Here is a 23974-nt window from a genome sequence, read left to right on the forward strand (position 1 = left end):
GCGGCACCTCAGGTGACGATGGCGGTCTGGTTGCTCAGGTCGAACATGGGGCGCGACTCCTTCTGGGCGTGGGGTTCGGGTCGCTGTCCACGGTACCTACAACTCGTCCAGCACCCGCGGCAGCTCATTCCTCGTGCGCACGCCGAGCTTCCGGTAGACGCGGGTGAGGTGGTACTCGACGGTCTTGGAGGAGAGGAACAGTTCGCGGGCGACCTCGCGGTTGGTGGCGCCCTCGGCGACGAGCTTGGCGATCTCCTCCTCCTGCGGGGTGAGCCCGCCGGCGCCGGTGGTGCGGGTGCCGAGGCCGCCGGCGCGGCGTTCGCGGTTGCATCGGTTGACGAACTCGGTGGCACCCATGGCGGCGAAGACGTCGCCGGCCCGGGCGAACGACTCGTCCGCCTGGCGACGCCGCCCCAGGCGACGCAGCACGCGGCCGTACTCGTAGAGGATGCGGGCCTGGTAGGTCGGCATGGTGAGGGTCTCGATCAGCTCGATGGCCTCCTCGAAGCGGCGGATTCCGCCCTCGATGTCACCGCGCTGCATGAGGATGCCGGCGCGGGGGACGGCGAGCTTGGCGTGGAGGGAGCCGATGCCGGACTCGGAGGCGCGTTCCTCGGCGATGGAGGTGATCTCGTCGGCGTCGTCGATACGCCCGGCGAGGACGAGGTGCTGGGCGTAGACGTCCTCCCACGGCCAGAAGCCGGGCTGAGAGATGTCGGTCTCCTGGGCGATGTTGACCAGGGTCTCACCGGCGCGGTTCATGCCGGAGACGTCGCCCTCGATGCCGCCGATGAGCAGGCGGCACATGGCCGAGGGGATGCGCTGGATGACGAAGGCGTCGTGGCTGAAGGTGAGGCGGTTGACGTAGGAGCGGGCGAGTTCGCGGTCGCCGCGGTAGGCGGCGATCTGCGCGCCGGTCCACAGGAGGATGGGCTCGAGGAAGCGGATGCCGAAGCGCTCGGCACGGGCCAGGCCGCGTTCGACGGTGCGCTCGGCCTCGCGATACTCGCCGAGGATGAACAGGGTGCGGGCGAGCCAGCCGTCCATCCACAGGGAGATGCGCTCGGAACCCTCGTTGCCGGGGTTGAACTGCAGGTAGCGGCGGGCGGCGACGGGGTCGTCGTGGACGAGGTGGATCCAGCCGGCGGCCATGTTGCGGCGCTGCGCCAGGGTGGGGGTCTCTCCGGGGAGGGGGACGTCCGGCGGGATGGAGCGGGTGAGCGCGGAGCGGCCGATCATGGAGATGTACTGGGCCTCGATGCGCGTCGGTGAGGTCTCGGGGGCCCAGTCGTCGGTGACGCCGGCCCAGTGGACGACCTTCTCGGGTTCCCAGTTGGCCAGGTGGACGAGCACCTTGCGGGAGGCGACGCGGGTGCGCATGGCGGCGTCGGTGGAGCGGGTCTCCTCGAGGGTGTCCCAGGCGCGGTCGATGAGGCTGACGGCCTCGGAGCGGCGGCCCTCGTGGAGGGCGAGGTAGCTGCGCATGGAGTCGACCTTGACGTCGCGGACGACGCGCGAGAGGGTGCCGGCGTGGAGGCGGGCGCGCGGGATGTCGGCGGCGGCGATGAGCGCCTCGATGGAGTTGAGGTGCTGGTCGTGGGAGACGTCGGGGTGGGAGGCGACCTTGGCGGCGAGGGTGAAGGCGTCGGCGGCGTCGAGCCACTGGCCGGCGGCGCCGAGCTGTTCGCCGCGTTCGGCGAGCTGGCGGGCGGTGGCGTCGTCGGTGCCCTCGGTGCCCAGGGCCTCGTGGATGAGGGCGGAGTCGAGGTTGTTCTGCGCCCGGTGGTACTGGGCGGCGCGGCGGTGCAGGCGCGTGACCTGCGACGGGCCGGTGGTGGAGCGGATGACGGCGCGGTCGGTGGGGTGGGTGAAGCGGATGACCGGGTCGTCGGCGTTGGGCAGTAGTTCGAGGAGGTCGGCGGCGACGGCGGCGTCGAGAAGCGAGCCGTCGAGGTCGTCGGCGAGGAAGCGGATGAGGTCCGGGCTGCCGGTGCCGGTGCCGGGGAGGATCGCCACGGCGGCGAGCACGGCGTCGACCTCGAGGCCGCGGGTGCGGCGTTCGAGGGCGGCGCGCCACGGCTTGGGGACGGGGATCTGGGGGTTGGACAGGCGCCAGTGGTCGGCGGGCGCGGCCTGCAGGACCTCCTGGATGCGGCCCGGGCGGCCGCCGGTGAGGTCGCGCAGTTCCGCGGCGGCCAGTGGCGACAGGTGCGCGCCGATGCTGGAGAGGGCGAGGGCGGAGACGTCCTCGACGTCGAGCGGGGCGAGGGTGACGGCGTGGTCGGCCATCTCCCGCAGGCGTGTCATGGGCAGGTCCTCGCTGGCGTCGTCCTTGTCGGAGGCGGTGAGGATGACCGCGACGCGGCCCTCCCGCAGGCGGCGGGTCGCCTCGACGAGTGCGCGGAGGGAGGTGACGTCGGCCCAGTGGGCGTCGTCGATGATGATGGCGGTGCGGGCGCCCTCGCGGTCGACGAGCTCGGTGAGGGAGTCGACGGCCTCGCGGTTCTCGGCGCGGTTGAGGATGTGGGAGAGCAGGTCGCCCTCGTTGTCGGCGTGCCAGGACAGGGCGGACACGCGGATGCCGGACCAGCCGGGCAGGGAGCGGGCGATCTCCTTGACCAGGGAGGATTTGCCCGACCCGATGGGGCCGGTGATGAGGAAGAGCAGGCCGCCACCCGGCTCCAGATCGGTGGCCTCGTCGACGACCGTGCGGAGGATCTTGCCGGACGTCTGCTGCGAACCGAGGTTATGCGACGAATACACGATACCCACGGTACTACCTGCCTTCCTTCATCTACCCTGGCGGGACCCTATGTCCCACCCTTGCCCTGTGGCGTCAGCCCTGGTCGCCGCCGGCCACCGGCAGGACGGTGCCGGTGATGTAGCTGGCCTCGCGGGAGGCCAGGAACACGATCGGCGCCGCCTGCTCGGCGAGGGTGCCGTAGCGCTTGAACAGGGAGGACTCGATCGTCTGGTCGACGATCTGCTGGTACCACTCCTTCTCCTGCTCACCCTCCGGGCCCGGTCCACGCTGGACCTTGCGGGCCGGGGCGAGGGTGCCGCCGGGGGCGGTGGCGACGACGCGCACACCCTTCTCGGCCGCCTCCAGCGCCAGCGCGGAGACCAGAGCGTTGACGCCGCCCTTCGCCGCCGCGTACGGCACGCGGTTGACACCGCGCGTGGCCACGGAGGACACGTTGACGATGGTGCCGCCACCGGCATCGATGAGCGCGGGCAGTTCCGCACGCACCGACCACAGGGTGGTGAACAGCGAGCGGCGGATCTCGGCCTCGATCTCCTCCGGCGCGTAGTGCTCGAAGGGTTTCGCCCAGATGGTGCCGCCGACGTTGTTGATCACCACGTCGAGCGAACCGAGCTTGTCGACGCCCGCCGCCACCATGTCCGCCGCGCCCTGCCAGGTCTCCAGGTCCGCTGTCGCGGACCCGACCGTGACACCGGTTTCCTGCGCCAGCTCCGCCGCGACCTCGTGGACGAGTTCGGAGCGGTCGACGAGGAAGAGCGAGCCACCCTCGTAGGCGATGCGGTGGGCGACGGCCTGGCCGATGCCCTGCGCAGCGCCCGTGACCAGGACGTTCTGCCCGGCGAAACGGTCGGCGGTGACCAGGGCCGGCGGGCCGGAGATGCCCTCACCCTCCGGCATCTGGCCCTTCACCTGCTTCTTCTGCGTCATTCGGCACCCTCGATGGCCTTGTTCATCGTGGAGATGGCGTGCTGGTTGTGGCTGATCAGCAGCTCGCGCACACGCTGCATGTCCTTGGCCTCGATGGCATCGATGATCGCCAGGTGCTCCTCGACGATGCCCGGCTCGATGAAGACAGCGTCCTCGAGGGCGTCGTCCATGACTGCCACCGTGTTGAGGTTGGTGTAGGACTGCAGCATCGCCTCGTTGCCCGAACGCTGGAAGAGGAAGCGGTGGTAGTCGTTGTTCGCCTCGATGTAGCCGGCGGCGTCGATGAGCCGGTCACCGTCGATGAAGGAGTTCGCCTTCTCCGCCAGGGAACGGAAGTGGGTGAAGTCCTCCTCGTCGAGCAGGTCCTTGACCAGCTCGATGACACCCATCTCCAGGGCCATGCGGGCATTGAACTGGGACTCGGAGTCCGCCTTGGCGCGGTGGATCTGACCGGTCTCGACACCGGGTGCGGAGACGGTGACCTCCTCGAATCCGTCCTTCTCGGTACGGGTGACCGTGGAGGTGGACTCGTTGGTGCCGGCCGCGGAGGAGAACTTCTCGTAGTAGAAGTTCTGCGGCGGGTTCTCCTGGTCGTTGAGGAAGGTGCGCACGGCCTCGACCATCGGCGGCGGGCCGCAGAGGTAGACGTCGGCCTCACCGTCGTGCAGGTGCTCGTCGGTCATGTGCTGGGTGACGTAGCCCTTGCGCTCGTGGTCGGACTCCGGGTCGGAGACGACGGTGAAGTAGTCGAAGTCCGGTAGGCGGTCGCGGAAGGTCTCGATCTTCTCCAGCTCGACGATGTCGTGGTCGAAGGTGGCGCCGTAGATGAGGCGGACCGGGACGTCGAGAAGCTCGTCCTCGGAGAGCTTCTCCAGGATCGACATGATCGGCGCCAGGCCGGTGCCACCGGCGAGCAGCAGGATCGGGTTGACCGGCTCGCGCAGGAAGAAGGAGCCCATCGGCCCGGTGAGGTTGAGCTTGTCGCCGACCTGGGCGGTGTCGGTGAGGTACTCGCTCATCATGCCGCCGCGGGTGAGCTTCACCAGGAAGGTGACGATGTCCTCGGACGGACCGGAGGAGAAGGAGTAGGAACGGTGCCAGTCCGCGTTCGGCGGGGCGATGTTCATGTACTGGCCGGGCAGGTAGTTGAGGGACTCGCGGTCCTCGATCTGCACGGCGAACTTCACGGTGGACTCGGACAGACGCTCCAGCTCGGTGATGGTGCCGATGAGGGTGGAGGCACCGGTCTTGGCCATCGCCGAGGTCGTGGCGATCTGCACGACCATGTCGGTGTACGGCTTGGTCTGGCAGGTGAGGATGTAACCCTCGGCTGCCTCCTCGTCGGACAGGGCGTCCTCGATGTACTCGCCCTCGTCGTAGTCGCCGGACTCGCAGAAGGACTTGCAGGTGCCGCAGGCACCGTCACGGCAGTCGAAGGGGATGTTGATGCGCGCCTGGTAGGCGGCGTCCGCGACCGTCTGGTCTTCCTCGCAGTCGATGAAACGGGTGATCCCGTCCTCGAAAGCGAGCGCAATCTGATGGGCCATGGTGGTGGCGTCCTCCTTCTTCTTAAACCTGGTAGATGTCGACGACGTGGTGGATGTAGTCGTTCTTCAGGACGATCTTCTTCTTGGCGATCTTCGGGGTCTCACCGGTGACGTCGAGGGTCAGCCAGGTGGTGCCGAAGTAGTGGTCGGTGGTGTTGTAGCGGAAGTAGTAGGAGATCCAGTTGTAACGGACGTCCACCTCACCTTCGCGACGCTCCAGGACCTCAACGTTGGTGGAGTAGTGGTTGGTGCGCGGCTCCGGGATGGAGGTCGCGGAGGAACGCTCGGTGCGGATACGGAAGACACGGTCCTCCAGGCCGCCGCGGTTCGGGTAGTAGATCAGGGAGATCTCGCGCTGCGGGTCCTGGGTCAGGGTGTCATCGACATCCCAGGCCGGCATCCAGTACTCGGCGTCCTCGCGATACAGCTCGAGCCACTCCTCGAACTTGCGGTCGTCGAGAAGGCGGTTCTCGTAGAAGATGAAGTCCTCGATCTCGGTACGGGTGATCTCGGCGAGTGCAGTGGTCATGATGTGCTCCTTCGGAGTTGAAAAGTGGGGGAGAGGGAGAGGGGGCTGATTAACCGCGGGTGCGGCGACGACGGCGGGCGGTCGGGGCGTCACCCTTGGCGGCCAGGCGGGCGGCGGCGCGGGCCTTGGCGAACTCAGCGGTGGCCTGTGCGGACTGGCGGTCGTCGATGACCTGCTTGGAGTCGCCCTGCGCCTCGGCGTCCTCGGCGTCGACGGCGGCCTCCATGACGTTCTCCCAGTAGGCGTGCTGGATCGGGTACAGGCCCTCATCCTCGGTCTTGGCGCCGGAGGACAGGACGGAGGTCAGGCCCAGCTGACGTGCCTTGTCGTTGAGGCCCTCAACCTGCTGGTGCAGGCCACGGGTCATGTCGTTCCACGGGAAGGAGGTGGCCTGGTAGGTCTTCTGGCAGGAGCGGAACTCCTCCAGGTCGTCCGGGGTGGCCATGCCGGTGGCGTTGAAGAAGTCCTCGTACTGGCGGATACGGGTCGCGCGGGACTGGTCGGACTCACCCTTCGGGGCGATGCACCAGATGGAGACCTCAGTCTTGTCGACGGAGACCGGCTCCAGGCGACGGATCTGGGTGGAGAACTGGTCCATGATGTAGACGTTCGGGTACAGGCACAGGTTGCGGGAGGCACCGACCATGAAGTTGGCGCGGTCCTCGCCGTGCAGCTCCTTGAGCTGGTCAAGGCGGTCGTACATCGGGCGGTCCTCCGGGTTAGCCCAGTCGGTCCACAGGACGAGGTGGCCGTTCGGGAAGGAGAAGTAGCCGCCGCCCTGCTCACCCCACTTGCCGGCGTCCATGGCCTTGGTCTCGTTGGTGGACTCACCGGTGGAGCGGCGGGAGGTGGTGGCCGCGTAGTTCCAGTGGGTGGAGGAGACGTGGTAGCCGTCGGCACCGTTCTCGGCCTGCAGCTTCCAGTTGCCGTCGAAGGTGTAGGTGGAGGTGCCCTTCAGGACCTCGAGGCCGTCCGGGGACTGGTCGACGAGCATGTCGATGATGACGCGGGCGTCACCCAGGTGCTCCTCCAGCGGGACGACGTCCTCGTTGAGGGAGCCGAAGAGGAAGCCGCGGTAGGACTCGAACTTCGGGACGCGACGCAGGTCGTGGGAGCCGTCGGTGTTGAACTGCTCCGGGTAGCCGCCGTCCTTCTCGTCCTTGACCTTGAGCAGGGCACCGTCGTTGGAGAAGGTCCAGCCGTGGAACGGGCAGGTCAGGGTGGTGCGGTTATCGACCTTCTTGCGGCACAGCATGGCGCCACGGTGGGAGCAGGCGTTGATGAGGCAGTTGAGCTCGCCGTCCTTGGAGCGGGTGATGACGACGGGCTGGCGACCGATGTTGGTGGTGAAGTAGTCGCCGACGTTCGGGATCTGGGACTCGTGGGCGAGGAAGATCCAGTTGCCCTCGAAGATGTACTTCATCTCGAGGTCGAAGATCTCCTGGTCGGTGAAGATCTCGCGGTTGACGCGGACGACGCCCTCCTCGGGGCGGTTCTCGAGTGCGCGGGAGAGGATCTCGCGGGTGGCGGTGGTCATGATGTGGTCTCCGATCTGCCGGATGGCCGTGGGGCCAGGAAGTGTGACGCAGCCCATCATGGGGCAGGTGTGCGCCGGACCACATCGGGGGAAGGCCTAGGGGAAGTTAGGGGGTTCGCGTTCGCTCTTGCTTATCGACGTTCGGTCAACGGCCACTACCAGCGGGGATGCCGCCCGGGGCCGGCCCCGGGGGTTCGGCCGGGAATTTTCGGGGACGGGGTTAGTCGCCGGGGGTGAACTTTCGCCTGCGTTTTCCGGATAAACCCGGCCTCAACTGCGCTTTCGGGACATGGAAGCGCGGTGCATTCGGGGTCTGACGGGACGGTTTCGCGCCGCGGCGGGGGTGAACGGGGGTAGAAAAGAGGCATGTCGGGCCGCTGGAATCATTGGGGGGTTACCTAGGCTTCGGCCAGGGTGGTTGGGGCGGTCCCCGTGGGGCGGTCCCGGAATCCCCGGGGTGACCAGCGGGAACGCTCGGGGGGGTGGGCGGGGCGTCGAAAAGCTGAAGGAATCCCCGACGGAAAAGTGCTTGCGCCGACCGGGTGAGGTGGGACACAGTGATATCACTCCAGCGAGCAGTTCACCCGAACCGCACACCGCTGGGCCTCACCTCTTCAATTCTTCTGAACCACCACACAAGGAGTCTCCATGTCCTTCGAGAACCTCTCCACCCACGAGGGTGACCCCACCGCCAAGGGTTCCGGCAACGCCGCCACCGACAAGTTCAAGGGCGAGTCCGTCAAGTCCGACACCTCCAAGGAGCGCGCCAACGCGATCTACACCGATCTGCTGGCCGCCATCGCCGAGGTCGCCCACAAGCACCAGGTCACCTACGACGAGTACCGCGTCCTGAAGAACTGGATGATCCAGGTCGGCGAGTACGGCGAGTGGCCGCTGTGGCTGGACGTCTTCGTCGAGCACGAGATCGAGGAGATCAACTACAACCGCAACGACTACACCGGCACCAAGGGCTCCATCGAGGGCCCGTACTACGTCCCGAACGCACCGGAGCTCCCCTGGAAGACCGAGATGCCGATGCGCGAGCAGGACAAGGCCGCCGAATCCCTGATCTTCAAGGGCCAGGTCACCGACGTTGAGGGCCAGGGCCTGGGCGGCGCCACCGTCGAGCTGTGGCACGCCGACGAGGAGGGCCTGTACGCACAGTTCGCACCGGGCATCCCGGAGTGGAACCTGCGCGGCACCATCCGCACCAACGAGAACGGCGAGTTCGAGATCACCACCCTGTTCCCGGCTCCGTACCAGATCCCGGCTGACGGCCCGACCGGCTGGTTCATCGACTCCTACGGTGGCCACCCGTGGCGCCCGGCCCACCTGCACCTGATGGTCAAGCACCCGGGCTACCGCGAGATCACCACCCAGCTCTACTTCGAGGGCGGCGAGTGGGTCGAGAACGACGTCGCCACCGCTGTGAAGCCGGAGCTCATGCTCAACCCGCAGCCGAACGCTGAGGGCATCCAGGAGGTCACCTACAACTTCGCCCTGGACAAGGAAGACTAGTCTTTTCCTTAACCGGCCCCACACCCGTCACGGGCGTGGGGCCTTTCCCCGTATATAAGGAGTAACCCCATTGTCTGATCTGAAGATCGCCAAGGTCGAGACCCGGCTTCTCGACGTCCCCCTCTTCCGCCCCCACGGCTTCGCCACCTACACCGCCACCGCTCAGCCGATTCTGCTGGTCTCCGTCGTCCTCGAGGGCGGGGTCACCGGCTTCGGCGAGGGCGTCGTCCCCGGCGGCCCGTGGTGGGGTGGTGAGTCCGCCGAGACCATGAAGGTCATCGTCGACGGCCACCTCGCCCCCATCATGGTCGGCCGCGAGGTTTCCGACCTGGCCGGCATCATGTCCGACTTCGAGCGCTCTGTCGCCAACATGCGCTTCGCCAAGGCCGCCTGCGACATCGCGATGCACGACGCCTGGGCCCGCGCCCTGGACATCCCGGTCCGCGACCTCCTCGGCGGCCGCGTCCGTGACGACATCGAGGTCACCTGGGCCCTCGGCGTCCTGCCGCTGGAGGAGGCCGTCTCCGAGATCGAGGAGCGCATCGCCTCCCACGGCCACACCTCCTTCAAGTTGAAGATGGGCTCGGGCGACCCGGCAGTCGACACCGCCCGCATCGCCGAGCTCGCCCGCGAGCTCGACGGCAAGGTCGGCCTGCGTATCGACGTCAACGCCCGCTGGGACCGCATCACCTCCCTCAAGTACCTGCCGAAGCTGGCCGAGGCCGGCGTCGAACTGTTCGAGCAGCCCACCCCGGCCCATGACCTGGCCACCCTCCGCGAGATCACCCGCCGCATCGGCGTGCCCGTCATGGCCGATGAGTCCGTGTGCTCCCCGGCGGATGCCCTGGCCGTGGTCCGCGAGGAGGCCGCCGACGTCATCGCCGTGAAGACCACCAAGCTCGGTGGCCTGCTGGAGTCGAAGAAGACCGCCGCCATCGCCGAGGCCGCCGGCCTGGCCTGCCACGGCGCCACCTCCCTCGAGGGCCCCTTCGGCACCGCCGCGTCGCTGCACTTCGCCTGCTCCACCAAGGCGATCTCCTACGGCTCCGAGCTCTTCGGCCCCATGCTGCTCAAGGAGTCCTACACCACCGAGGACCTCGTCTACGCCGACGGCGTCGTCAAGCTCCCGGAGGGTCCGGGCCTGGGCCTCGAGCCCGACTGGGACAAGATCAACCACTTCACCCGCGACTAGGGCGCGGCCCGGCCCCCTCCGGGTTCCCACGTACATTTTCTCCGGCCTTGCCCGCGACCTGGGCAAACGCAATTCTCCCGGAGAATCCGCGTGGGAACCCCGAGGGGGCCTTCCGCTATCCTCACTCCCATGTGGCTCATCCGACTCGTCGCCGACCTCCCCCTCGACATGGATCCCGAGGTCCGCGCCGACCTCGTCCAGCGCACCCGTGACCTCCTGGGGGAGTGGCCGGGACAGCTGTGGCGGATCCCCGGCGGGTGGACGTGGGTCGCGCTTGTCGACGCCCCCGAGCCCCATCAGCTCATCGCCGACCTGCCGCTGCACCCGTGGTTGCGGGTGACGGTGGAGCCGGTGGTGGGGGAGTGAGGCGGCCCTGGCGGCAGGCCGCTCAGACGCGCACGCCCTCCCGTTCCACCACGGGCGCGGTGTACTCCCGCACGCCGACCAGCACGAGCGCGGTGACCCCGACGAGGACGGCCGCGGCGGAGTAGAGGGCGGTGGGGGACCAGCCGGCGTCGAGAAGGTAGCCGACGACGATGGGGGCGAGGACCGCGCCGCCGCGGGCGATGCCGATGGCGGAGCCGACGCCGGTGGTGCGCAGCGCCGCGGGGTAGGCCTGCGGGGTGACGGTGTACATGCCGGTGACGCAGCCGTTGAGCAGCATGCCGACGCCGACGCCGAGGGCGAACATGAGGGTCGGCCAGGCGGCGGCGGAGACGAAGCCGACGAGGACGACCGCGGAGAGGAGGGTGAAGGCGGTGAGGACGCGGCGGGCGTCGATACGCGTGGTCAGGGAGCCGAAGAGCAGCGAGCCGATGGTGCCGCCGAAGGAGAGCATGATGCCGCCGATGATGCCCTGCTGGGCGGACAGCCCGTACTCGGTGAGCAGCTTCGGGGTCCACTGGTTGGCGAACTGGAACCCGGCGGTGATGAGCGAGAAGGCGATCCACAGCTTGATCGTCGTCGCGCGCAGCGGTCCGCGGAAAAGTTCCGCGATGCTCGCGGACTGCTTGTCGACGCCCGCCTCCCGCACCTCGAACTCGCCGGTCTTGCCGATGCGACGGGCGACGGCGCGGACCTTGGCGTGCTCGCCGCGTCCACGCAGGTAGTCGACGGATTCCGGCAGGGCGAAAGCGGTGAGCGCGAGAGAGGCGGCCGTGAGTGCGGCACCGATGGCGAAGATGGAGCGCCACCCGTACACGGGGATGAACTGGGCGGCCAGCACGCCGCAGAGGGAGGCGCCCAGGCCGTAGCCGGCGGAGTAGATGGAGATCGCCAGGCCGCGGAAGCGCAGGTTGGAGAACTCGGAGACCACCACGGTGACGCACGCGAGTATGCCGCCGACGCCGATGCCGGTGACCACGCGCCACAGGAGCAGTTCGGTGAAGGAGTCGGCGAGGGCGGACATGGTCAGACCCAGCAGGTCGATGGCCAGGGCGGCGAGGATGAGGGTCTTGCGTCCGTAGCGGTCGGCGAGGGGCGCGAGGAAGAGGGATCCGAGACCGATGCCGATGAGGGCGGCGGACAGCAGCCAGCCGAGGGGTGCGCCGGTGAGGGCGAACTCCTCCGAGACAGCGGAGGAGGTGAACGCCATGGCGACGAGGTCGTAGCCGTCGAGGGCGTTGAGGAAGCTGGCGAGCCCGATGATGAACCACTGGTAGGTGCTCATGCGGGTGGTGTCGATGAGGTGTCGTATGTCCACGACCGGTGAGATTACGGCAGCTGCATACAAAGGCCGCAATTGTATTCACGTCGGTCCCCGGAATCGGGTACTCCCCGCCCGAGAGAACGGTAGGCGGGGAGTGGGTCTGAAGCTCGCCCGGGAGGCTGGCTCACCGGGTGCGACCGAGGATAGTCACGCTGGCCGTTGTTACGCGGGGCGGGGGTGGTGGAGGTCACAGTGCGCACCCCCGGGCGAAATGGTGTCGCATCACCCTTCTCTGCAGGGCCCTGGCGCACACCCCTAACTAACCCCTGGGCCACGGGCGTGGGCCAAACGCCCTGGCCAGCGTCCTTTCATTCCTCCCCCGCCCGTTCGCAAAGCGAACGCCTTGCCAATGTGTGAACCACGTCTCTATCGTTCCCTGCATCACCTCATCAGGATCAGCAGAAGGACCACCCATGAGCACGCCACTTAACGCCGCCACCGACGGCTTCTTCGCGCCGCTCCACTTCCCGGAGTACCGCACCACCATCAAGCGCAACCCCACCAACGACCTCATCATGGTCCCGGAGCGCCTCGGCGAGATCTCCGGCCCCGTCTTCGGTGACCGCGACCTCGGCGGCATCGACAACGACATGACCCAGGCCAACGGTGGCGAGGCCATCGGCCAGCGCATCTTCGTCCACGGCCGCGTCCTCGGCTGGGACGGCAAGCCCGTCCCGCACACCCTCGTCGAGGCCTGGCAGGCCAACGCCGCCGGCCGCTACCGCCACAAGAACGACTCCTGGCCGGCCCCGCTCGACCCGCACTTCAACGGCGTCGCCCGCACCATGACCGACGAGAACGGCCACTACAACTTCCTCACCGTCATGCCCGGCATGTACCCGTGGGGCAACCACCACAACGCGTGGCGCCCGGCCCACATCCACTTCTCCCTCTACGGCCGCCAGTTCACCGAGCGCCTGGTCACCCAGATGTACTTCCCGGGCGACCCGATGTTCTTCCAGGACCCGATCTACAACTCCGTCCCGGCCGGCGCCCGCGAGCGCATGATCGCCGTCTTCGACTACGACGAGACCCGCCCGAACTACGCCCTGGGCTACAAGTTCGACATCGTCCTCCGCGGCAAGAACGCCACCCCCTTCGAGTAAGCACCCCTGGAAGCGAGACACATCATGATTGACACCCACAAGACCGGCGAGTTCCGCTACGAGGTCTCCGACATCCGCGACCAGGACGAGGCCGAGTTCGGCATCACCCCCTCCCAGACCGTCGGCCCCTACGTCCACATCGGCCTCACCCTCGAGGACTCCGAGATCGTCGCCACCGAGGGCGACACCATCGAGGTCAGCTTCTCCGTCATCGACGGCAACGGCGACCCGGTGGCCGACGCCATGATCGAGATCTGGCAGACCCGCCCGGACGGCACCTACAACACCGACGAGGTCGAGGGCTTCCGCGGCCTGGGCCGTGGTATGGCTGACGAGACGGGCACCGTCACCTTCACCACCCTGCGCCCCGGCGCCACCGAGGAGGAGGCCGCGCACCTGAAGGTGGGCGTCTTCGCCCGCGGCATGCTCGAGCGCCTCTACACCCGCCTGTACTTCCCGGAGAACGACAACGCAGCCGACCCGGTCCTCGAGCTTGTCGACGCCGCGCGCCGCGACCTCCTCATCGCCGAGCCGGTCGACGGTGGTTACCGGAAGACCATCGTCATGCAGCACGCGGATCCGGGGAAGGAGACCCCGTTCTTCCGTGTCTGATCTCAGCCGCAACACCTACAGTGACGTCGCCTCCGGCGACACGTCCTTCCACGAGCACCTCTCCGACCGCGCGTTCATCACCGCGATCCTCGAGTTCGAGGCCGCGCTTGCCGACGCCGCCGCCGACGCCGGACACATCACCCTGGAGTCCGCGCGCGCCGCGCACGACGCCATCAACGCCACCGAGCTCGACCTCGACGCCGTCGCCGCCGCCTCCGCGGCCGGCGGCAACCCGACCATCCCGCTGGTGGCCGACCTGAAGAAGCGCGCCGGGGACGCCAACGGCATCCACGTCGGGGCGACGAGCCAGGACGCCATCGACACCGCGCTCGTCCTCTGCCTGCGCCGGGCCGGCCGGGTGCTGGACACTCGCCTGGGCGACGTCGTCAAGCTTCTGTCCGACCTGGCCACCACCCACCGGGACACGCCCGTCATGGGCCGCACCCTGGGGCAGCAGGCGCTGCCGACCACCTTCGGCGTCATCGCCGCGGGCTGGCTGGAGGCCGTCCGGGAGTCCGCCCGGCAGCTCGGCCTGGCGCTGGAGGCGCTGCCGGTGCAGTATGCCGGTGCCACCGGCAACCTGGTGGACACGCACCCGCGGGGCATCGACGTCCACGACCGCCTGGCCGCCTCCCTCGGGCTGGCGTCCCGTCCGCTCGTGTGGCACACCAACCGCCTGCCGCTGGTCAGCGTCGGCCTGGCCGCCGCCCAGGTGGCAGGCGCCGTGCGCAAGATCGCCGGGGACGTCATCGCCTCCTCGGCCACCGAGATCGCCGAAGTCGCCGAGGCCACCCCGGGCGGCAGCTCGTCCATGCCGCACAAGGCCAACCCGGCCGCCGCGGTCGCCTGCGACGGCTACGCGCGCCGCACCCCGGGCCTGGCGGCCACCCTGCTCGACACCCTCGACTGCCGCTGGCAGCGGGGCACGGGCAGCTGGCACGCCGAGTGGCAGACCATCCGCGAGATCTTCGCCGCGACGGCCTCCGCCGTCAACCGCATCCACGCCAGCCTCGACGGGCTGCGCGTGCACACCGAGACCATGGCGCAGCGCACCACCGGTGACCACACCGGGCACGCCGCCGAGATCACCGACCTCATCCTGGAAGGGGACCACCGATGACCGCCTACGACGAGGGCCGCGCCGCGGCCCATGAGACCGGCATGCGCAACCGCCGCGCGGTGCTGGGGGACGCGCACGTGGACGCGGCCGTCGCCAAGCAGACCCCCGTGACGGAGAAGTTCCAGGACTTCATCACCCGCACTGCCTGGGGTGACATCTGGAACCGCGACGCGCTCGACCACACGCAGCGCCGCCTGCTCACCATCGCGATCCTCACCGCCGTGGGCAACGACGGCGAGCTCGACATGCACATCCGCGCCGCCCTCCGCGCCGGCGTCGACTCCGACCTCATCGGCGAGGTCCTCCTCCACACCGCCGTCTACGCCGGTGTCCCCAACTCCAACCACGGCTTCAAGCTCCTGCAGAGCGCCGTCACCGACCTCGAAGGAGACCAGTAAATGTCCCACACCCCCGTAGCCATCATCGGTGCCGGCCCCGCCGGCCTCACCCTGGCCCACCTGCTCCACGTCCGTTACGGCATCGAGTCCGTCATCTTCGAGTCCCGCTCCCGGGCCGATGTCGAGGAGACCGTCCGCGCCGGAGTCCTCGAGCAGGGCACCATGAACCTCATGCGCGAGACCGGTGTCGGCGAGCGCATGGACGCGGAGGCCGACATCGACGACGCCATCGAGCTCGCCATCGACGGCCAGCGCACCCGCATCGATCTCGCCGGGCTCACCGGCCACCACATGGCCGTCTACCCGCAGCACGAGTACCTCAAGGACTTCATCGCCGCGCGTCTCGACGCCGGCCAGACCATCTTCTTCGAGACCGAGGTCACCGACGTCACCGGGTACGACGACGACCAGGTCACCGTCTCCTACACCACCAACGACGGACAGCAGCACACCCTCACCGCCGACTACGTCATGGCCGGCGACGGCTCCGCCTCCCCGCGCCGCAAGCTCGTCACCGAGCTGCCCGGCGCCGTGCGCGCCAAGCACGAGTACCCCTACGCCTGGTTCGGCATCCTGGTCAACGCGCCGCAGACCCAGAAGGAACTCATCTACGCCCACTCCGAGCACGGCTTCGCGCTGATCTCCACCCGCACCCCGCAGATCCAGCGCTACTACCTGCAGTGCAACCCCGACGACACCGTCGACATGTGGTCCGACGAGCGCATCTGGGACGAGCTGCACAAGCGCGTCTCCACCGATGACCTGCGCGTCTCCGAGGGCGAGATCTTCGACAAGGCCGTCCTGCGCTTCCGCTCCGCCGTCACCGACCCGATGCAGCGCGGCCGCCTCTTCCTCGCCGGCGACGCCGCCCACACCGTGCCGCCCACCGGTGCGAAGGGCCTCAACCTCGCCGTCGCCGACGTCGCCGCCCTGGCCCCCGGCCTGGCGCGCGCCATCAAGAAGAACAACCGCGACCTGCTCGACCAGTACTCCGCACTCGCCGTGCCGCGCGTGTGGAAGGCCCAGCACTTCTCCTACTGGATGTCCTCCATGCTGCACACCGTGCCCGAGCAGGATTACTTCCAGACCCAGCGGTCCCGCGCCGAACTCCGCTCCGTCCTGTCCACCGAAGCCGGCCGCACCTACCTGGCGCAGCAGTACGTGGGCCTCGACCTGCCGAAGTTCGAGGTGTAACTGAGTACCGCTGTACAGACCCCCACCTCCACCGGTGTGCGGTCCACCGCCGTCGTCACCGTCCTGCTGTGGATCGCCGTGCTTCTCGACGGCTTCGACATGGTCGTCATCGGCGCCGTCCTGCCCTCCATGATCGAGGACCCCACCTGGCAGGTCACCGCCGCCGAGGGCACCCAGATCGTCACAGCCGGCCTCATCGGCATGACGATCGGTGCCCTGGCCATCGGCACCCTCACCGACAAGCTCGGCCGCCGCTGGGTGATGATCGTCTCCGTCCTCGGCTTCTCCCTGCTCACCCTCGGCATGGGCTTCGCGTCGTCCGTGTGGATGCTCATGCTCCTGCGCTTCCTCGCCGGCGTCGGACTCGGCGGCTGCCTGCCGACCGCGATCTCCATGGTCACCGAGTTCCGGGGCCGCGCCAAGGCCGGATCCTCCACCACCACCGTCATGACCGGCTACCACGTCGGTGCCGTGCTCACCGCGCTGCTCGCCATCGTCATGATCGAGCCCTTCGGCTGGCACTCCCTGTTCATCGTCGGTGCCGTCCCGGGCATCATCCTCGCCCCGGTGATGTACTTCCTGCTGCCCGAGTCCCCGCAGTACCTGCTGGCCAAGGGCCGCGTCGCCGAGGCCGAGGAGATCGCCGGCCGCTACGGCATGGAGCTGTCCGACGAACTCGACCGCTCCGCCGCGCAGGCCGCCCAGGAGGATCAGCAGCGCAGCTCCCTGGCGTCCCTGCTCACCCCGAAGTACCGCCGCAACTCCCTGGCGATCTGGGCGACGTCCTTCATGGGCCTGCTGCTCGTCTACGGGCTCAACACCTGGCTGCCCCAGATCATGCGCGCCGCGGACTACGACCTGGGCAACTCCCTCGGCTTCCTGCTGGTGCTCAACGTCGGCGCCGTCGTCGGCCTCATCATCGCCGGCAAGGTCTCCGACACCCACTCGCCGCGCAGGACCGGTCTGCTGTGGTTCGTCATGTCCGCGGTGTTCCTCGCGCTCATGGCGATCAAGCTGCCGCTCGTGGCGCTGTACGTGGTCGTGTTCATCACGGGTGTGTTCGTGTTCTCCTCGCAGAACCTCGTCTACGCCTTCGTCGGCGAGAACCACCCCTCCAACATGCGCGCCACCGCCATGGGCTTCTCCGCCGGCATCGGCCGCCTCGGCGCGATCTCCGGCCCGATGCTCGGCGGTCTGCTCATCAGCCTCGGCCTGGCGCACCCGTGGGGTTTCTTCGCCTACGCGGCCGTCGGACTGCTCGGTGCGCTCATCTTCGCGCTGACCCGGCCGGTGTACCGCCGGTAGGCATATCACGGCAGGGATATCACCCCAGGCATAAGTCGAGAGGGTCCGGGCCCGCAGCCCCGGGCTACTCGACCTATACCTGCCGAGCTATGCCTCGGGTGATATGCCTCAGCCGAGCCGCTCCCGCAGCTCCTGGCGCGTCCGCACCCCGAGCTTCCGGTACACCCGCGTGAGGTGGTACTCCACGGTCTTCGTGGACAGTGACAGCTCGCGGGCCACCGCCGCGTTCGTCGCCCCCTCGGCGACGAGCGCGGCGATCTGCTCTTCCTGGGGTGTCAGCCCGTGCGGATTGGTGTGGTGCACGAGCCCGACGCCGCCGACCCGGCGCTCCGCCGCACACCGCTCAACCATGACGCTGGCCCCCATCTGGGCGAAGATCTCGGCGGCGTGGGACAGCACCTCGTCGGCACGCTGGCGGCGGCCGTGGCGGCGCAGCACCTTGCCGTACTCGAAGAGGATGCGCGACTGGTAGGCGGGCATGGGGGTGTCGAGGATGGCGTCGACCGCGTCCTCGAAGGTGCGCAGACCGGCGCCGACGTCGCCGCGCTGGAGCTGGATCGTCGCCCGGGGGACGGCGTTCTTCGCCATCAGCGACACGAGCCCGGAGGGGGAGTGGCGGGCCTCGGTGGCAGTGATGAGGTCGTCGGCGGCGTCGATACGCCCGGCCCGGATGAGGGTCTGGGCGTAGACGTCCTCCCACGGCCAGAAGCCGGGGTGCTGAGTGTCGGTGGAGGCGACGGTCCGGGCCAGCAGGTCGCCGGCGCGCAGGGCGGCGGGCAGGTCGGCGGAGTTGGCGGCGACGATCATCCGGCCCATTGCGGCGGGCAGCGACTGCAGCAGGAAGGCGTCCTCGCTCAGTGTCAGGCGCTGGAGGTAGTTGCGGGCCAGCAGGTCGTCGCCCTGCATGGCGGCGATCTGCACGCCGGACCACAGGAGCATCGGCTCGAGCAGCTCCATGCCGTGGGCCTCGCTGGTGGCCAGGCCGCGTTCCACGACGCGCGCCGCGGTGGTCCATTCGCCCAGCACGTAGAGGGTGCGCGAGAGCCACGCGTCCTGCCATACGCCCGTGATCACCGACTGCCCCGGCAGGTGCTGCAGGCGTTCCCGGGCGGTGAGCGGATCGTCGAAGGACAGGGCCAGCCACCCGTGGATCATCGCCAGGCGCTGCCGGTCCAGCGCCGATTCCGGCGTCAGAGACATGTCCGGCATGCGACCCGAGAGGGCGGCGTCGGCGACGAGGCGCAGGATCCGGGCCTCGTCGAGAAGCAGGGTGTCGGCCTTGGCCTGCACGGCCGCCAGATCCCAGTCCACGAGCGACAGCAGCACGCTGCGCACGCGGTGGCGGGGCTCGGGGCCGGGGTCGGCGAGGTGCTCGTGAGCGCGGCGACGCAGGCCCCGGTTGAGGGCGAGGTAGCCGCGCAGGTTGTTCTGCTCGGCCGGATCCTGCTCGGGGGAGCACTCGTTGAGGTGCAGCTCGGCGGTCGGCAGTTCGCCGGCGGCCGCCAGCTCGCGGGCCCGGGCCAGATGGTCCCGCTTATCGACGCCCCGCCACAGCTCACCCTCCGGCATCGCCGTGACCAGCGCATTGATCGCGCCGGGCCAGCCGCCGGTCTCCGCGTGGACCTCCTCGACCCGCGCCACCGGGATCCGCCGACCCGTGACGGCGTGGAGGTAGCCGGCGGTCTCCGCCAGCGTCAACGGCGGCAGGGTGAGCACGTCCGTGGCCAGGTGGTCGAGGCCGGGGCCGTCCACCGTCGCGACGACCGACACCGTCGACTCCGGGTGCCGCGCCGCCGAGATGAGCTGCCGCAACGATCGCTCGTCCGCGTGCTGCAGATCGTCGACCACCACGATCACGTCCGCCAGGGGAGTGGGCAGCAGCGCCGCCAGCGCGCCGGGCTCGTCCCGGTTCCAGGGGAACAAGGCGACGCGGTGGAGGTGGTGGCTGCCCAGGCGGGCGACGACCGCCTCCAGCGCACCCTTGCGGTCCGCCCCCTCCGGACCCGCGATGAGCAGCACCGCGCCCGACCCGGCAGCGGTGATGTGCAGGGCGGCGCGGTGCAGCAGGCGGCGGTGGATGTGCCGCAGGTACTGGGAGGTCATGGTGGGTTTAAGGATACGGGAGGGCCAACCGACGACGAATGGACCTGGCGTGTGACGTGTCACCTTTGGCATTGTTGAGTGTCACAAGCCTCATTTGAGGCCGGATGTCACGAACCAAGGAGCACCCCATGACCGACTACTCCCATCTCATCTCCGAGCAGCTCTACATCGACGGCTGGGTCGACGGCACCTCCGAGCGTGAGGCCACCACCGTCAACCCCTTCAACGACGAGCCGATCGCGACGATCCGCCAGGCGTCGCAGGCGGACGTCGACAAGGCCTACGACGTCGCGAAGCAGAACCAGCCTGCGTGGGCGGAGCTGCCGCCGAAGGACCGCGCCGCGGTGATGAGCAAGGCCGCCGACTTCATCGAGGAGAACTTCGACGCGATCGTGGCGCTCATCCAGGCGGAGTCGGGCTCGACGATCGCGAAGGCGAGCATCGAAACCGGTCTGGCGATCGGGTCGCTGCGCGAGTCAGCGCAGTTCCCGACCCGCATCACCGGCTCCATCCACCCGTCCAACACCCCGGGCAAGACGAACTTCGTGTTCCGCGAGCCGCTGGGTGTCGTCGGTGTGATCAGCCCGTGGAACTTCCCGTTCGCGTTGTCCATGCGTTCCGTCGCACCGGCCCTGGCCTGCGGAAACTCGGTGGTGCTCAAGCCGGCCTCGGACACCCCGCTCGTCGGTGGTCTGCTGCTGGGCACGATCTTCGAGGCGGCCGGCCTGCCGGAGGGTGTGCTGGGCATCGTCGTCGGCGCGGGTTCCGAGATCGGTGACCACTTCGTCGAGAACGAGGTCCCCTCGCTGATCTCCTTCACCGGCTCCACCCCGGTCGGGCAGGGCGTCGGTGTCAAGGCTGTCGGTGGCAGGCGCATGAAGAAGGTCGCCCTCGAACTGGGCGGCAACGCCCCACTCGTTGTGCTCGACGACGCCGACCTCGACCAGGCCGTCGGCGCCGCCACCCTCGGCAAGTTCCTCCACCAGGGCCAGATCTGCATGGCCGTCAACCGCATCATCGTGCAGGCGGAGGTGTACGACGAGTTCGTCGAGAAGTTCACCGAGCGCGTCCGCGGCCTGACCTTCGGCGACCAGCTCGACCACTCCACGATCGTCGGCCCCCTCATCAACGATCAGCAGGTCGAGTCCGTCACCGCCAAGATCGACCAGGCCCGCGCCGAGGGCGCCCGCGAGCTGCTCTCCGGCCCGATCGAGGGCCGCGTCATCGCCCCGCACCTGTTCGCCGACGTCACCCCCGACATGGAGCTGTTCCGCGAGGAGATCTTCGGCCCCGTCGTCGGCATCGTCAAGGCCGACAACGAGGAGCACGCCCTCGAGCTGGCCAACGACACCGAGTTCGGACTCTCCTCCGCCGTCTACACCCGCGACCTCGCCCGCGGCGTGCGCTTCGCCCGCCGCATCGAGGCCGGCATGACCCACGTCAACGACATCACCGTCAACGACGAGGCCCACGTCATGTTCGGCGGGGAGAAGAACTCCGGCCTCGGCCGCTTCAACGGTCAATGGGCCATCGACGCGTTCACCACGGAGCACTGGGTCGGCGTCGCCCCCGGCAACGCGCAGTTCCCGTTCTAGGAGGTTATCGACGCTACCTTTAGGTCATGGACCTCACCTATGACCCCCACGCCAACTCCGCCTACCTCACCCTCGGAACCCCGGTGCAGCCCAACCATCGTGTTGTCGGCGGGCTCACCCTCCAGGGGATGAACGGCGAGGTCATCTTCGACCTCGACTCGTACGGCCGCATCGTCGGCATGAAGTTCGACGGCGCGCGGGAACTGCTCCGGCCCGAGGTGTGGGACTGAAGGCGCGCATCAAGAACCTTGCCCGGGAGAAGGGGGTCGATCCTCGCGTACTCCTCCGCATTTACATGATGGAACGATTTCTTGATCGTGTGTCGCGGTCCGCCTACCGCGACAGATTTTTTCTCAAGGGAGGTCCGGGAGGCATGCGGTGCCACGTTTCGCAAACGCCGGACACTGCATGTTCTCGATGACGCCGGTGACATTCTCCAGAGGGTGCGATTGAGTGGTCGGTTGGAAGGTCTGTGGGACGCTTTTCGGCGTCATACTCCCTGGGTGCAGGATCTTTCCTGGGAGACAGTTGTGGAGAGCACGGGGGTCTGGGTGGGCGCGGCACTGGGCTCAGGTACGGCGGAGAGCTGACCAGCCTCTGTGCGTTCCTGAGCCGTCCGTCGTTGCATTGCGGTCAGGGTCAGTGGATCACGCTGAAATACCTGCCGAGGTACTCCCGCAGCGGCGGATCAACAACGTGAATGAACGTGCCTTTGATCCCTCGGGTCAGCAACACCGCGTAGATGTTGAGGATCATCGACCGGAGAAGCTCTTCGGTGGTGTCACGCTTGCGGAGTTTGTTGTTCTCCTTACCTTTCTTGTCGTGGTAATTGTCCCGGTTGATGATCAGTTCCCCGCTTTCGGGGTCGTAGCGGAGGTCTCTGCCGATGATCACACCCGCATAGTTCAGGTCGTAACCCTGAACGGTGTGGATCGACCCGACTTCGTGCAGCGCGTTGCGGGAATTGACCCAGTCGGTGTCCGTCTGGTTCCACTGGAAACGCGCATCTGGGGCCAGATCGATATCGATGGCGGACTTGTTCTTCTTCGATGCCCATTCCCATGCGTACCCGGCAACCATCCGCGCCAATCCGTGCTCCCTGTCCCGTTGGAGAATGAGCTCGTAGAGGCGTCGCGGTGAGTCAACCAGACCGACTTCGTACTCCCCGAAACTGAGTCGTTTCGCCGGCGGCATCGGGGACAGCACGTCGTAGATGTACTGGATGTAGTCGTTGCCACCCAGGCTCCGCATCTGAGTGTGGAGTCGATATCGCTTCTTCTTTCCCTGTTGCTCGAGAATCTCCTCGAACTCCTCGCGGGCGATGTCCTGCGGCCTGACGGTCTGCCTCAGATCGAGCATGAGAATGATATGACGGGACTTCTTGCGCAGCCAGTCAAGTTGCGACTTCAGTTCCCCGCCTTCACCGAACAGGTTGCGGTTGATCTCGATGAATTCGTTGTTCGCCGGGCCGGAATTCTGGTTGGAGCGTTGATTGAGCCGGTGCGCCTCATCGACGATGACGACGTCGAACATCCCCGGATCCCTGGCGACCTGGTGCGGGGTCATCACCATGTTCCGGTTCAGGCCGGGGGTTCTGTCGAAGACATTGCCGATGGACTTCCGAAGCGACTGCTGGGGGACGACAAGCGCAATGCGCTTCCCGTCGAATCTCTCGCGGTTTCCTTCGACGAAGAACTCGGAGAACACCGTGTCGCCGGTTTCACCTTCTCCGACGTCGCGGCCGTCACCGATGTCCTGCATCAGTTTCATCAGATAGATTGCGACGACCGTTTTCCCCGTGCCGGGATCACCCTCGATGAACAGGAGATTCCCGGGCTCGGTTTCCTTGTCGAGATCCTCGATCAGCCCCTCCATGATGTCCACGACGGCTGTCGCCTGGTCATGATTGAGTGACTTGAAAGGCGAGAGCTTGAACAACTCCGAGTTGACGATCTCCGGGATCGAGCGCTGGAAGACTCCTTCCTCCAGCATTTCCTGGAAAATGTCCTGGAAGATCGTGTTGTACCGCTCGCGGTCGAAATAGTCGGAGTCCACCACACCGGTGTTGCGGTTCATGACCTCGTGGGAACCGTCGCCGGCGGCGTGTTTGATGAGGAAGGACTCCAGATCCAGGCAGACCGACTTGTTGAATTCCTCGTGAATGATGACCCGGGCCGTGCGGAGTTTCTCCCGTTTTTCCTCGTTGGCCCAGTGCTGGCGCATCCGTACGGAAAAGTTCAGTGTCTCTCCGAAATAGACGTAACCCTGCTTTTCACCGCTCGAGGGCGGGGAGTTGAGGACGTACACGACGGGCCAGTTCCGGAGATGTTCGTGCTCGGCCGCCTGCTTCTCAATGGTCGACGTGAAGTCGAAAGGGGTAATGCTATAGCTGGTCATACTTCGTTGCCTTCCCGAATGCCCGGTCGACGGGGTACTTCGCCTTGGTGAGAGCAAGCTTCTCGACGATCAGGTCGTGCGGTGATTCTCCGAGAGCATCGGCGAGCAGAAACGCGTAGGTGAGGACATCTGCGAGCTCCATCCGGGCAGCGTCGCGGTCACCTTCGGAATTCCACTGAAAGCACTCCAGAAGTTCGGCGGCCTCAATCGAGATGCTTTTGGCCAGGTTCTCAGGGGTGTGGAATTGTCGCCAGTCCCGCTCCTCGACGAACTTCCGTAGCTGATCCCGAACCTGAACATCATCCATGGATCTGATCCTATCCGTCACCGATACGTGGAACTGAAGCCATGCGAAAACACCACCTACCGTACCGGGGACTGGTGACTGGGCAGCCTCCGGAGGAGTTCCGAATCCGCCAGCT

Annotated in this window: 20 protein-coding genes; 11 read left to right on the forward strand and 9 right to left on the reverse strand. The window is 67.6% G+C overall.

Annotated features, from left to right (window positions below; all coding sequences use genetic code 11):
• Window positions 1-96: 96 nt before the first annotated feature.
• The 5 genes from B9Y70_RS13100 to benA all read right to left on the reverse strand — a co-directional run bounded on the left by B9Y70_RS13100 (window position 97) and on the right by benA (window position 7304).
• Window positions 97-2763 (reverse strand): helix-turn-helix transcriptional regulator, encoded by a 2667-nt coding sequence (locus B9Y70_RS13100; RefSeq protein ID WP_143337426.1) that lies wholly within the window; start codon window positions 2761-2763, stop codon window positions 97-99.
• Window positions 2764-2836: 73 nt separating this feature from the next.
• A complete protein-coding gene (locus tag B9Y70_RS00595) occupies window positions 2837-3661 on the reverse strand; it encodes a 1,6-dihydroxycyclohexa-2,4-diene-1-carboxylate dehydrogenase (protein ID WP_085548795.1) in 825 nt (274 codons plus the stop codon).
• Between the two features lie 26 nt (window positions 3662-3687).
• Window positions 3688-5238: a benzoate 1,2-dioxygenase electron transfer component BenC gene (gene benC, locus B9Y70_RS00600; protein ID WP_085548317.1), complete on the reverse strand. Its 1551-nt coding sequence runs from the start codon at window positions 5236-5238 to the stop codon at window positions 3688-3690.
• A 22-nt stretch (window positions 5239-5260) separates the two neighbouring features.
• Window positions 5261-5767, reverse strand: coding sequence for a benzoate 1,2-dioxygenase small subunit (gene benB, locus B9Y70_RS00605; RefSeq protein WP_085548318.1), 507 nt, complete (start codon window positions 5765-5767; stop codon window positions 5261-5263).
• Window positions 5768-5816: 49 nt separating this feature from the next.
• Window positions 5817-7304, reverse strand: coding sequence for a benzoate 1,2-dioxygenase large subunit (gene benA / locus B9Y70_RS00610; protein WP_085548319.1), 1488 nt, complete (start codon window positions 7302-7304; stop codon window positions 5817-5819).
• A gap of 648 nt (window positions 7305-7952) precedes the next feature.
• On the opposite strand from benA, the gene catA reads away from it, so the two are divergent.
• The 3 genes from catA (at window position 7953) to B9Y70_RS00625 (ending at window position 10380) form a co-directional block, all read left to right on the forward strand.
• The gene (catA, locus tag B9Y70_RS00615) at window positions 7953-8822 is read left to right on the forward strand and encodes a catechol 1,2-dioxygenase (RefSeq protein WP_085548320.1); all 870 of its coding nucleotides are present in this window, start codon (window positions 7953-7955) and stop codon (window positions 8820-8822) included.
• Between the two features lie 70 nt (window positions 8823-8892).
• A complete protein-coding gene (locus B9Y70_RS00620) occupies window positions 8893-10014 on the forward strand; it encodes a muconate/chloromuconate family cycloisomerase (RefSeq protein WP_085548321.1) in 1122 nt (373 codons plus the stop codon).
• 129 nt (window positions 10015-10143) lie between these two features.
• Window positions 10144-10380, forward strand: coding sequence for a muconolactone Delta-isomerase family protein (locus B9Y70_RS00625; protein ID WP_085548322.1), 237 nt, complete (start codon window positions 10144-10146; stop codon window positions 10378-10380).
• 22 nt (window positions 10381-10402) lie between these two features.
• On the opposite strand, the gene B9Y70_RS00630 is transcribed toward B9Y70_RS00625, so the two are convergent.
• The gene (locus tag B9Y70_RS00630; protein WP_085548323.1) at window positions 10403-11716 is read right to left on the reverse strand and encodes an MFS transporter; all 1314 of its coding nucleotides are present in this window, start codon (window positions 11714-11716) and stop codon (window positions 10403-10405) included.
• A gap of 419 nt (window positions 11717-12135) precedes the next feature.
• On the opposite strand from B9Y70_RS00630, the gene pcaH reads away from it, so the two are divergent.
• The 6 genes from pcaH to B9Y70_RS00660 are packed head-to-tail and all read left to right on the forward strand — an operon-like array spanning window position 12136 to window position 17457.
• Window positions 12136-12828: a protocatechuate 3,4-dioxygenase subunit beta gene (gene pcaH / locus B9Y70_RS00635; RefSeq protein WP_085548324.1), complete on the forward strand. Its 693-nt coding sequence runs from the start codon at window positions 12136-12138 to the stop codon at window positions 12826-12828.
• Window positions 12829-12852: 24 nt separating this feature from the next.
• Window positions 12853-13440, forward strand: coding sequence for a protocatechuate 3,4-dioxygenase subunit alpha (gene pcaG, locus B9Y70_RS00640; protein ID WP_085548325.1), 588 nt, complete (start codon window positions 12853-12855; stop codon window positions 13438-13440).
• Complete coding sequence (pcaB, locus tag B9Y70_RS00645) at window positions 13433-14560, forward strand: 3-carboxy-cis,cis-muconate cycloisomerase (protein WP_085548326.1); 1128 nt, start codon at window positions 13433-13435, stop codon at window positions 14558-14560. The genes pcaG and pcaB overlap by 8 nt, the downstream gene beginning before the upstream one ends.
• Window positions 14557-14958, forward strand: a complete 402-nt coding sequence (pcaC, locus tag B9Y70_RS00650; protein WP_085548327.1) for a 4-carboxymuconolactone decarboxylase — start codon at window positions 14557-14559, stop codon at window positions 14956-14958. The genes pcaB and pcaC overlap by 4 nt, the downstream gene beginning before the upstream one ends.
• Window positions 14959-16152 carry a 4-hydroxybenzoate 3-monooxygenase gene (locus B9Y70_RS00655; protein ID WP_085548328.1) on the forward strand — a complete coding sequence of 398 codons (1194 nt, stop codon included), beginning with the start codon at window positions 14959-14961 and terminating at the stop codon, window positions 16150-16152.
• Window positions 16153-16188: 36 nt separating this feature from the next.
• Window positions 16189-17457, forward strand: a complete 1269-nt coding sequence (locus tag B9Y70_RS00660) for an MFS transporter (RefSeq protein WP_085548329.1) — start codon at window positions 16189-16191, stop codon at window positions 17455-17457.
• Between the two features lie 108 nt (window positions 17458-17565).
• On the opposite strand, the gene B9Y70_RS00665 is transcribed toward B9Y70_RS00660, so the two are convergent.
• Window positions 17566-19560 (reverse strand): helix-turn-helix domain-containing protein, encoded by a 1995-nt coding sequence (locus B9Y70_RS00665; protein WP_085548330.1) that lies wholly within the window; start codon window positions 19558-19560, stop codon window positions 17566-17568.
• A gap of 128 nt (window positions 19561-19688) precedes the next feature.
• Here B9Y70_RS00665 and B9Y70_RS00670 point away from each other — a divergent pair, with 128 nt between their 5' ends.
• Together B9Y70_RS00670 and B9Y70_RS00675 are read left to right on the forward strand one after the other, a co-directional pair.
• The gene (locus tag B9Y70_RS00670) at window positions 19689-21155 is read left to right on the forward strand and encodes an aldehyde dehydrogenase family protein (RefSeq protein ID WP_143337430.1); all 1467 of its coding nucleotides are present in this window, start codon (window positions 19689-19691) and stop codon (window positions 21153-21155) included.
• A gap of 26 nt (window positions 21156-21181) precedes the next feature.
• A complete protein-coding gene (locus B9Y70_RS00675) occupies window positions 21182-21385 on the forward strand; it encodes a DUF2283 domain-containing protein (RefSeq protein ID WP_085548332.1) in 204 nt (67 codons plus the stop codon).
• Between the two features lie 409 nt (window positions 21386-21794).
• Here B9Y70_RS00675 and B9Y70_RS00685 read toward each other — a convergent pair whose 3' ends face one another.
• Window positions 21795-23552 carry a DUF2075 domain-containing protein gene (locus B9Y70_RS00685; RefSeq protein WP_085548334.1) on the reverse strand — a complete coding sequence of 586 codons (1758 nt, stop codon included), beginning with the start codon at window positions 23550-23552 and terminating at the stop codon, window positions 21795-21797.
• Complete coding sequence (locus tag B9Y70_RS00690) at window positions 23539-23859, reverse strand: nucleotide pyrophosphohydrolase (protein WP_085548335.1); 321 nt, start codon at window positions 23857-23859, stop codon at window positions 23539-23541. Before B9Y70_RS00690 ends, B9Y70_RS00685 begins: the two co-directional genes overlap by 14 nt.
• Window positions 23860-23974: the final 115 nt, after the last annotated feature.

Source organism: Corynebacterium pollutisoli, from assembly GCF_900177745.1.
In the GTDB taxonomy this organism is placed as follows: Bacteria; Actinomycetota; Actinomycetes; order Mycobacteriales; family Mycobacteriaceae; genus Corynebacterium; species Corynebacterium pollutisoli.

What these genes read in the sequence shown, in the direction of transcription:
- B9Y70_RS00595 (WP_085548795.1), bottom strand. Translation starts at nt 3,661, where the DNA reads ATGCCGGAGGGTGAGGGCATCTCCGGCCCGCCGGCCCTGGTCACCGCC.
- benC (WP_085548317.1), bottom strand. Translation starts at nt 5,238, where the DNA reads ATGGCCCATCAGATTGCGCTCGCTTTCGAGGACGGGATCACCCGTTTC.
- benB (WP_085548318.1), bottom strand. Translation starts at nt 5,767, where the DNA reads ATGACCACTGCACTCGCCGAGATCACCCGTACCGAGATCGAGGACTTC.
- benA (WP_085548319.1), bottom strand. Translation starts at nt 7,304, where the DNA reads ATGACCACCGCCACCCGCGAGATCCTCTCCCGCGCACTCGAGAACCGC.
- catA (WP_085548320.1), top strand. Translation starts at nt 7,953, where the DNA reads ATGTCCTTCGAGAACCTCTCCACCCACGAGGGTGACCCCACCGCCAAG.
- B9Y70_RS00625 (WP_085548322.1), top strand. Translation starts at nt 10,144, where the DNA reads ATGTGGCTCATCCGACTCGTCGCCGACCTCCCCCTCGACATGGATCCC.
- pcaH (WP_085548324.1), top strand. Translation starts at nt 12,136, where the DNA reads ATGAGCACGCCACTTAACGCCGCCACCGACGGCTTCTTCGCGCCGCTC.
- pcaG (WP_085548325.1), top strand. Translation starts at nt 12,853, where the DNA reads ATGATTGACACCCACAAGACCGGCGAGTTCCGCTACGAGGTCTCCGAC.
- pcaC (WP_085548327.1), top strand. Translation starts at nt 14,557, where the DNA reads ATGACCGCCTACGACGAGGGCCGCGCCGCGGCCCATGAGACCGGCATG.
- B9Y70_RS00655 (WP_085548328.1), top strand. Translation starts at nt 14,959, where the DNA reads ATGTCCCACACCCCCGTAGCCATCATCGGTGCCGGCCCCGCCGGCCTC.
- B9Y70_RS00665 (WP_085548330.1), bottom strand. Translation starts at nt 19,560, where the DNA reads ATGACCTCCCAGTACCTGCGGCACATCCACCGCCGCCTGCTGCACCGC.
- B9Y70_RS00670 (WP_143337430.1), top strand. Translation starts at nt 19,689, where the DNA reads ATGACCGACTACTCCCATCTCATCTCCGAGCAGCTCTACATCGACGGC.
- B9Y70_RS00675 (WP_085548332.1), top strand. Translation starts at nt 21,182, where the DNA reads ATGGACCTCACCTATGACCCCCACGCCAACTCCGCCTACCTCACCCTC.
- B9Y70_RS00685 (WP_085548334.1), bottom strand. Translation starts at nt 23,552, where the DNA reads ATGACCAGCTATAGCATTACCCCTTTCGACTTCACGTCGACCATTGAG.
- B9Y70_RS00690 (WP_085548335.1), bottom strand. Translation starts at nt 23,859, where the DNA reads ATGGATGATGTTCAGGTTCGGGATCAGCTACGGAAGTTCGTCGAGGAG.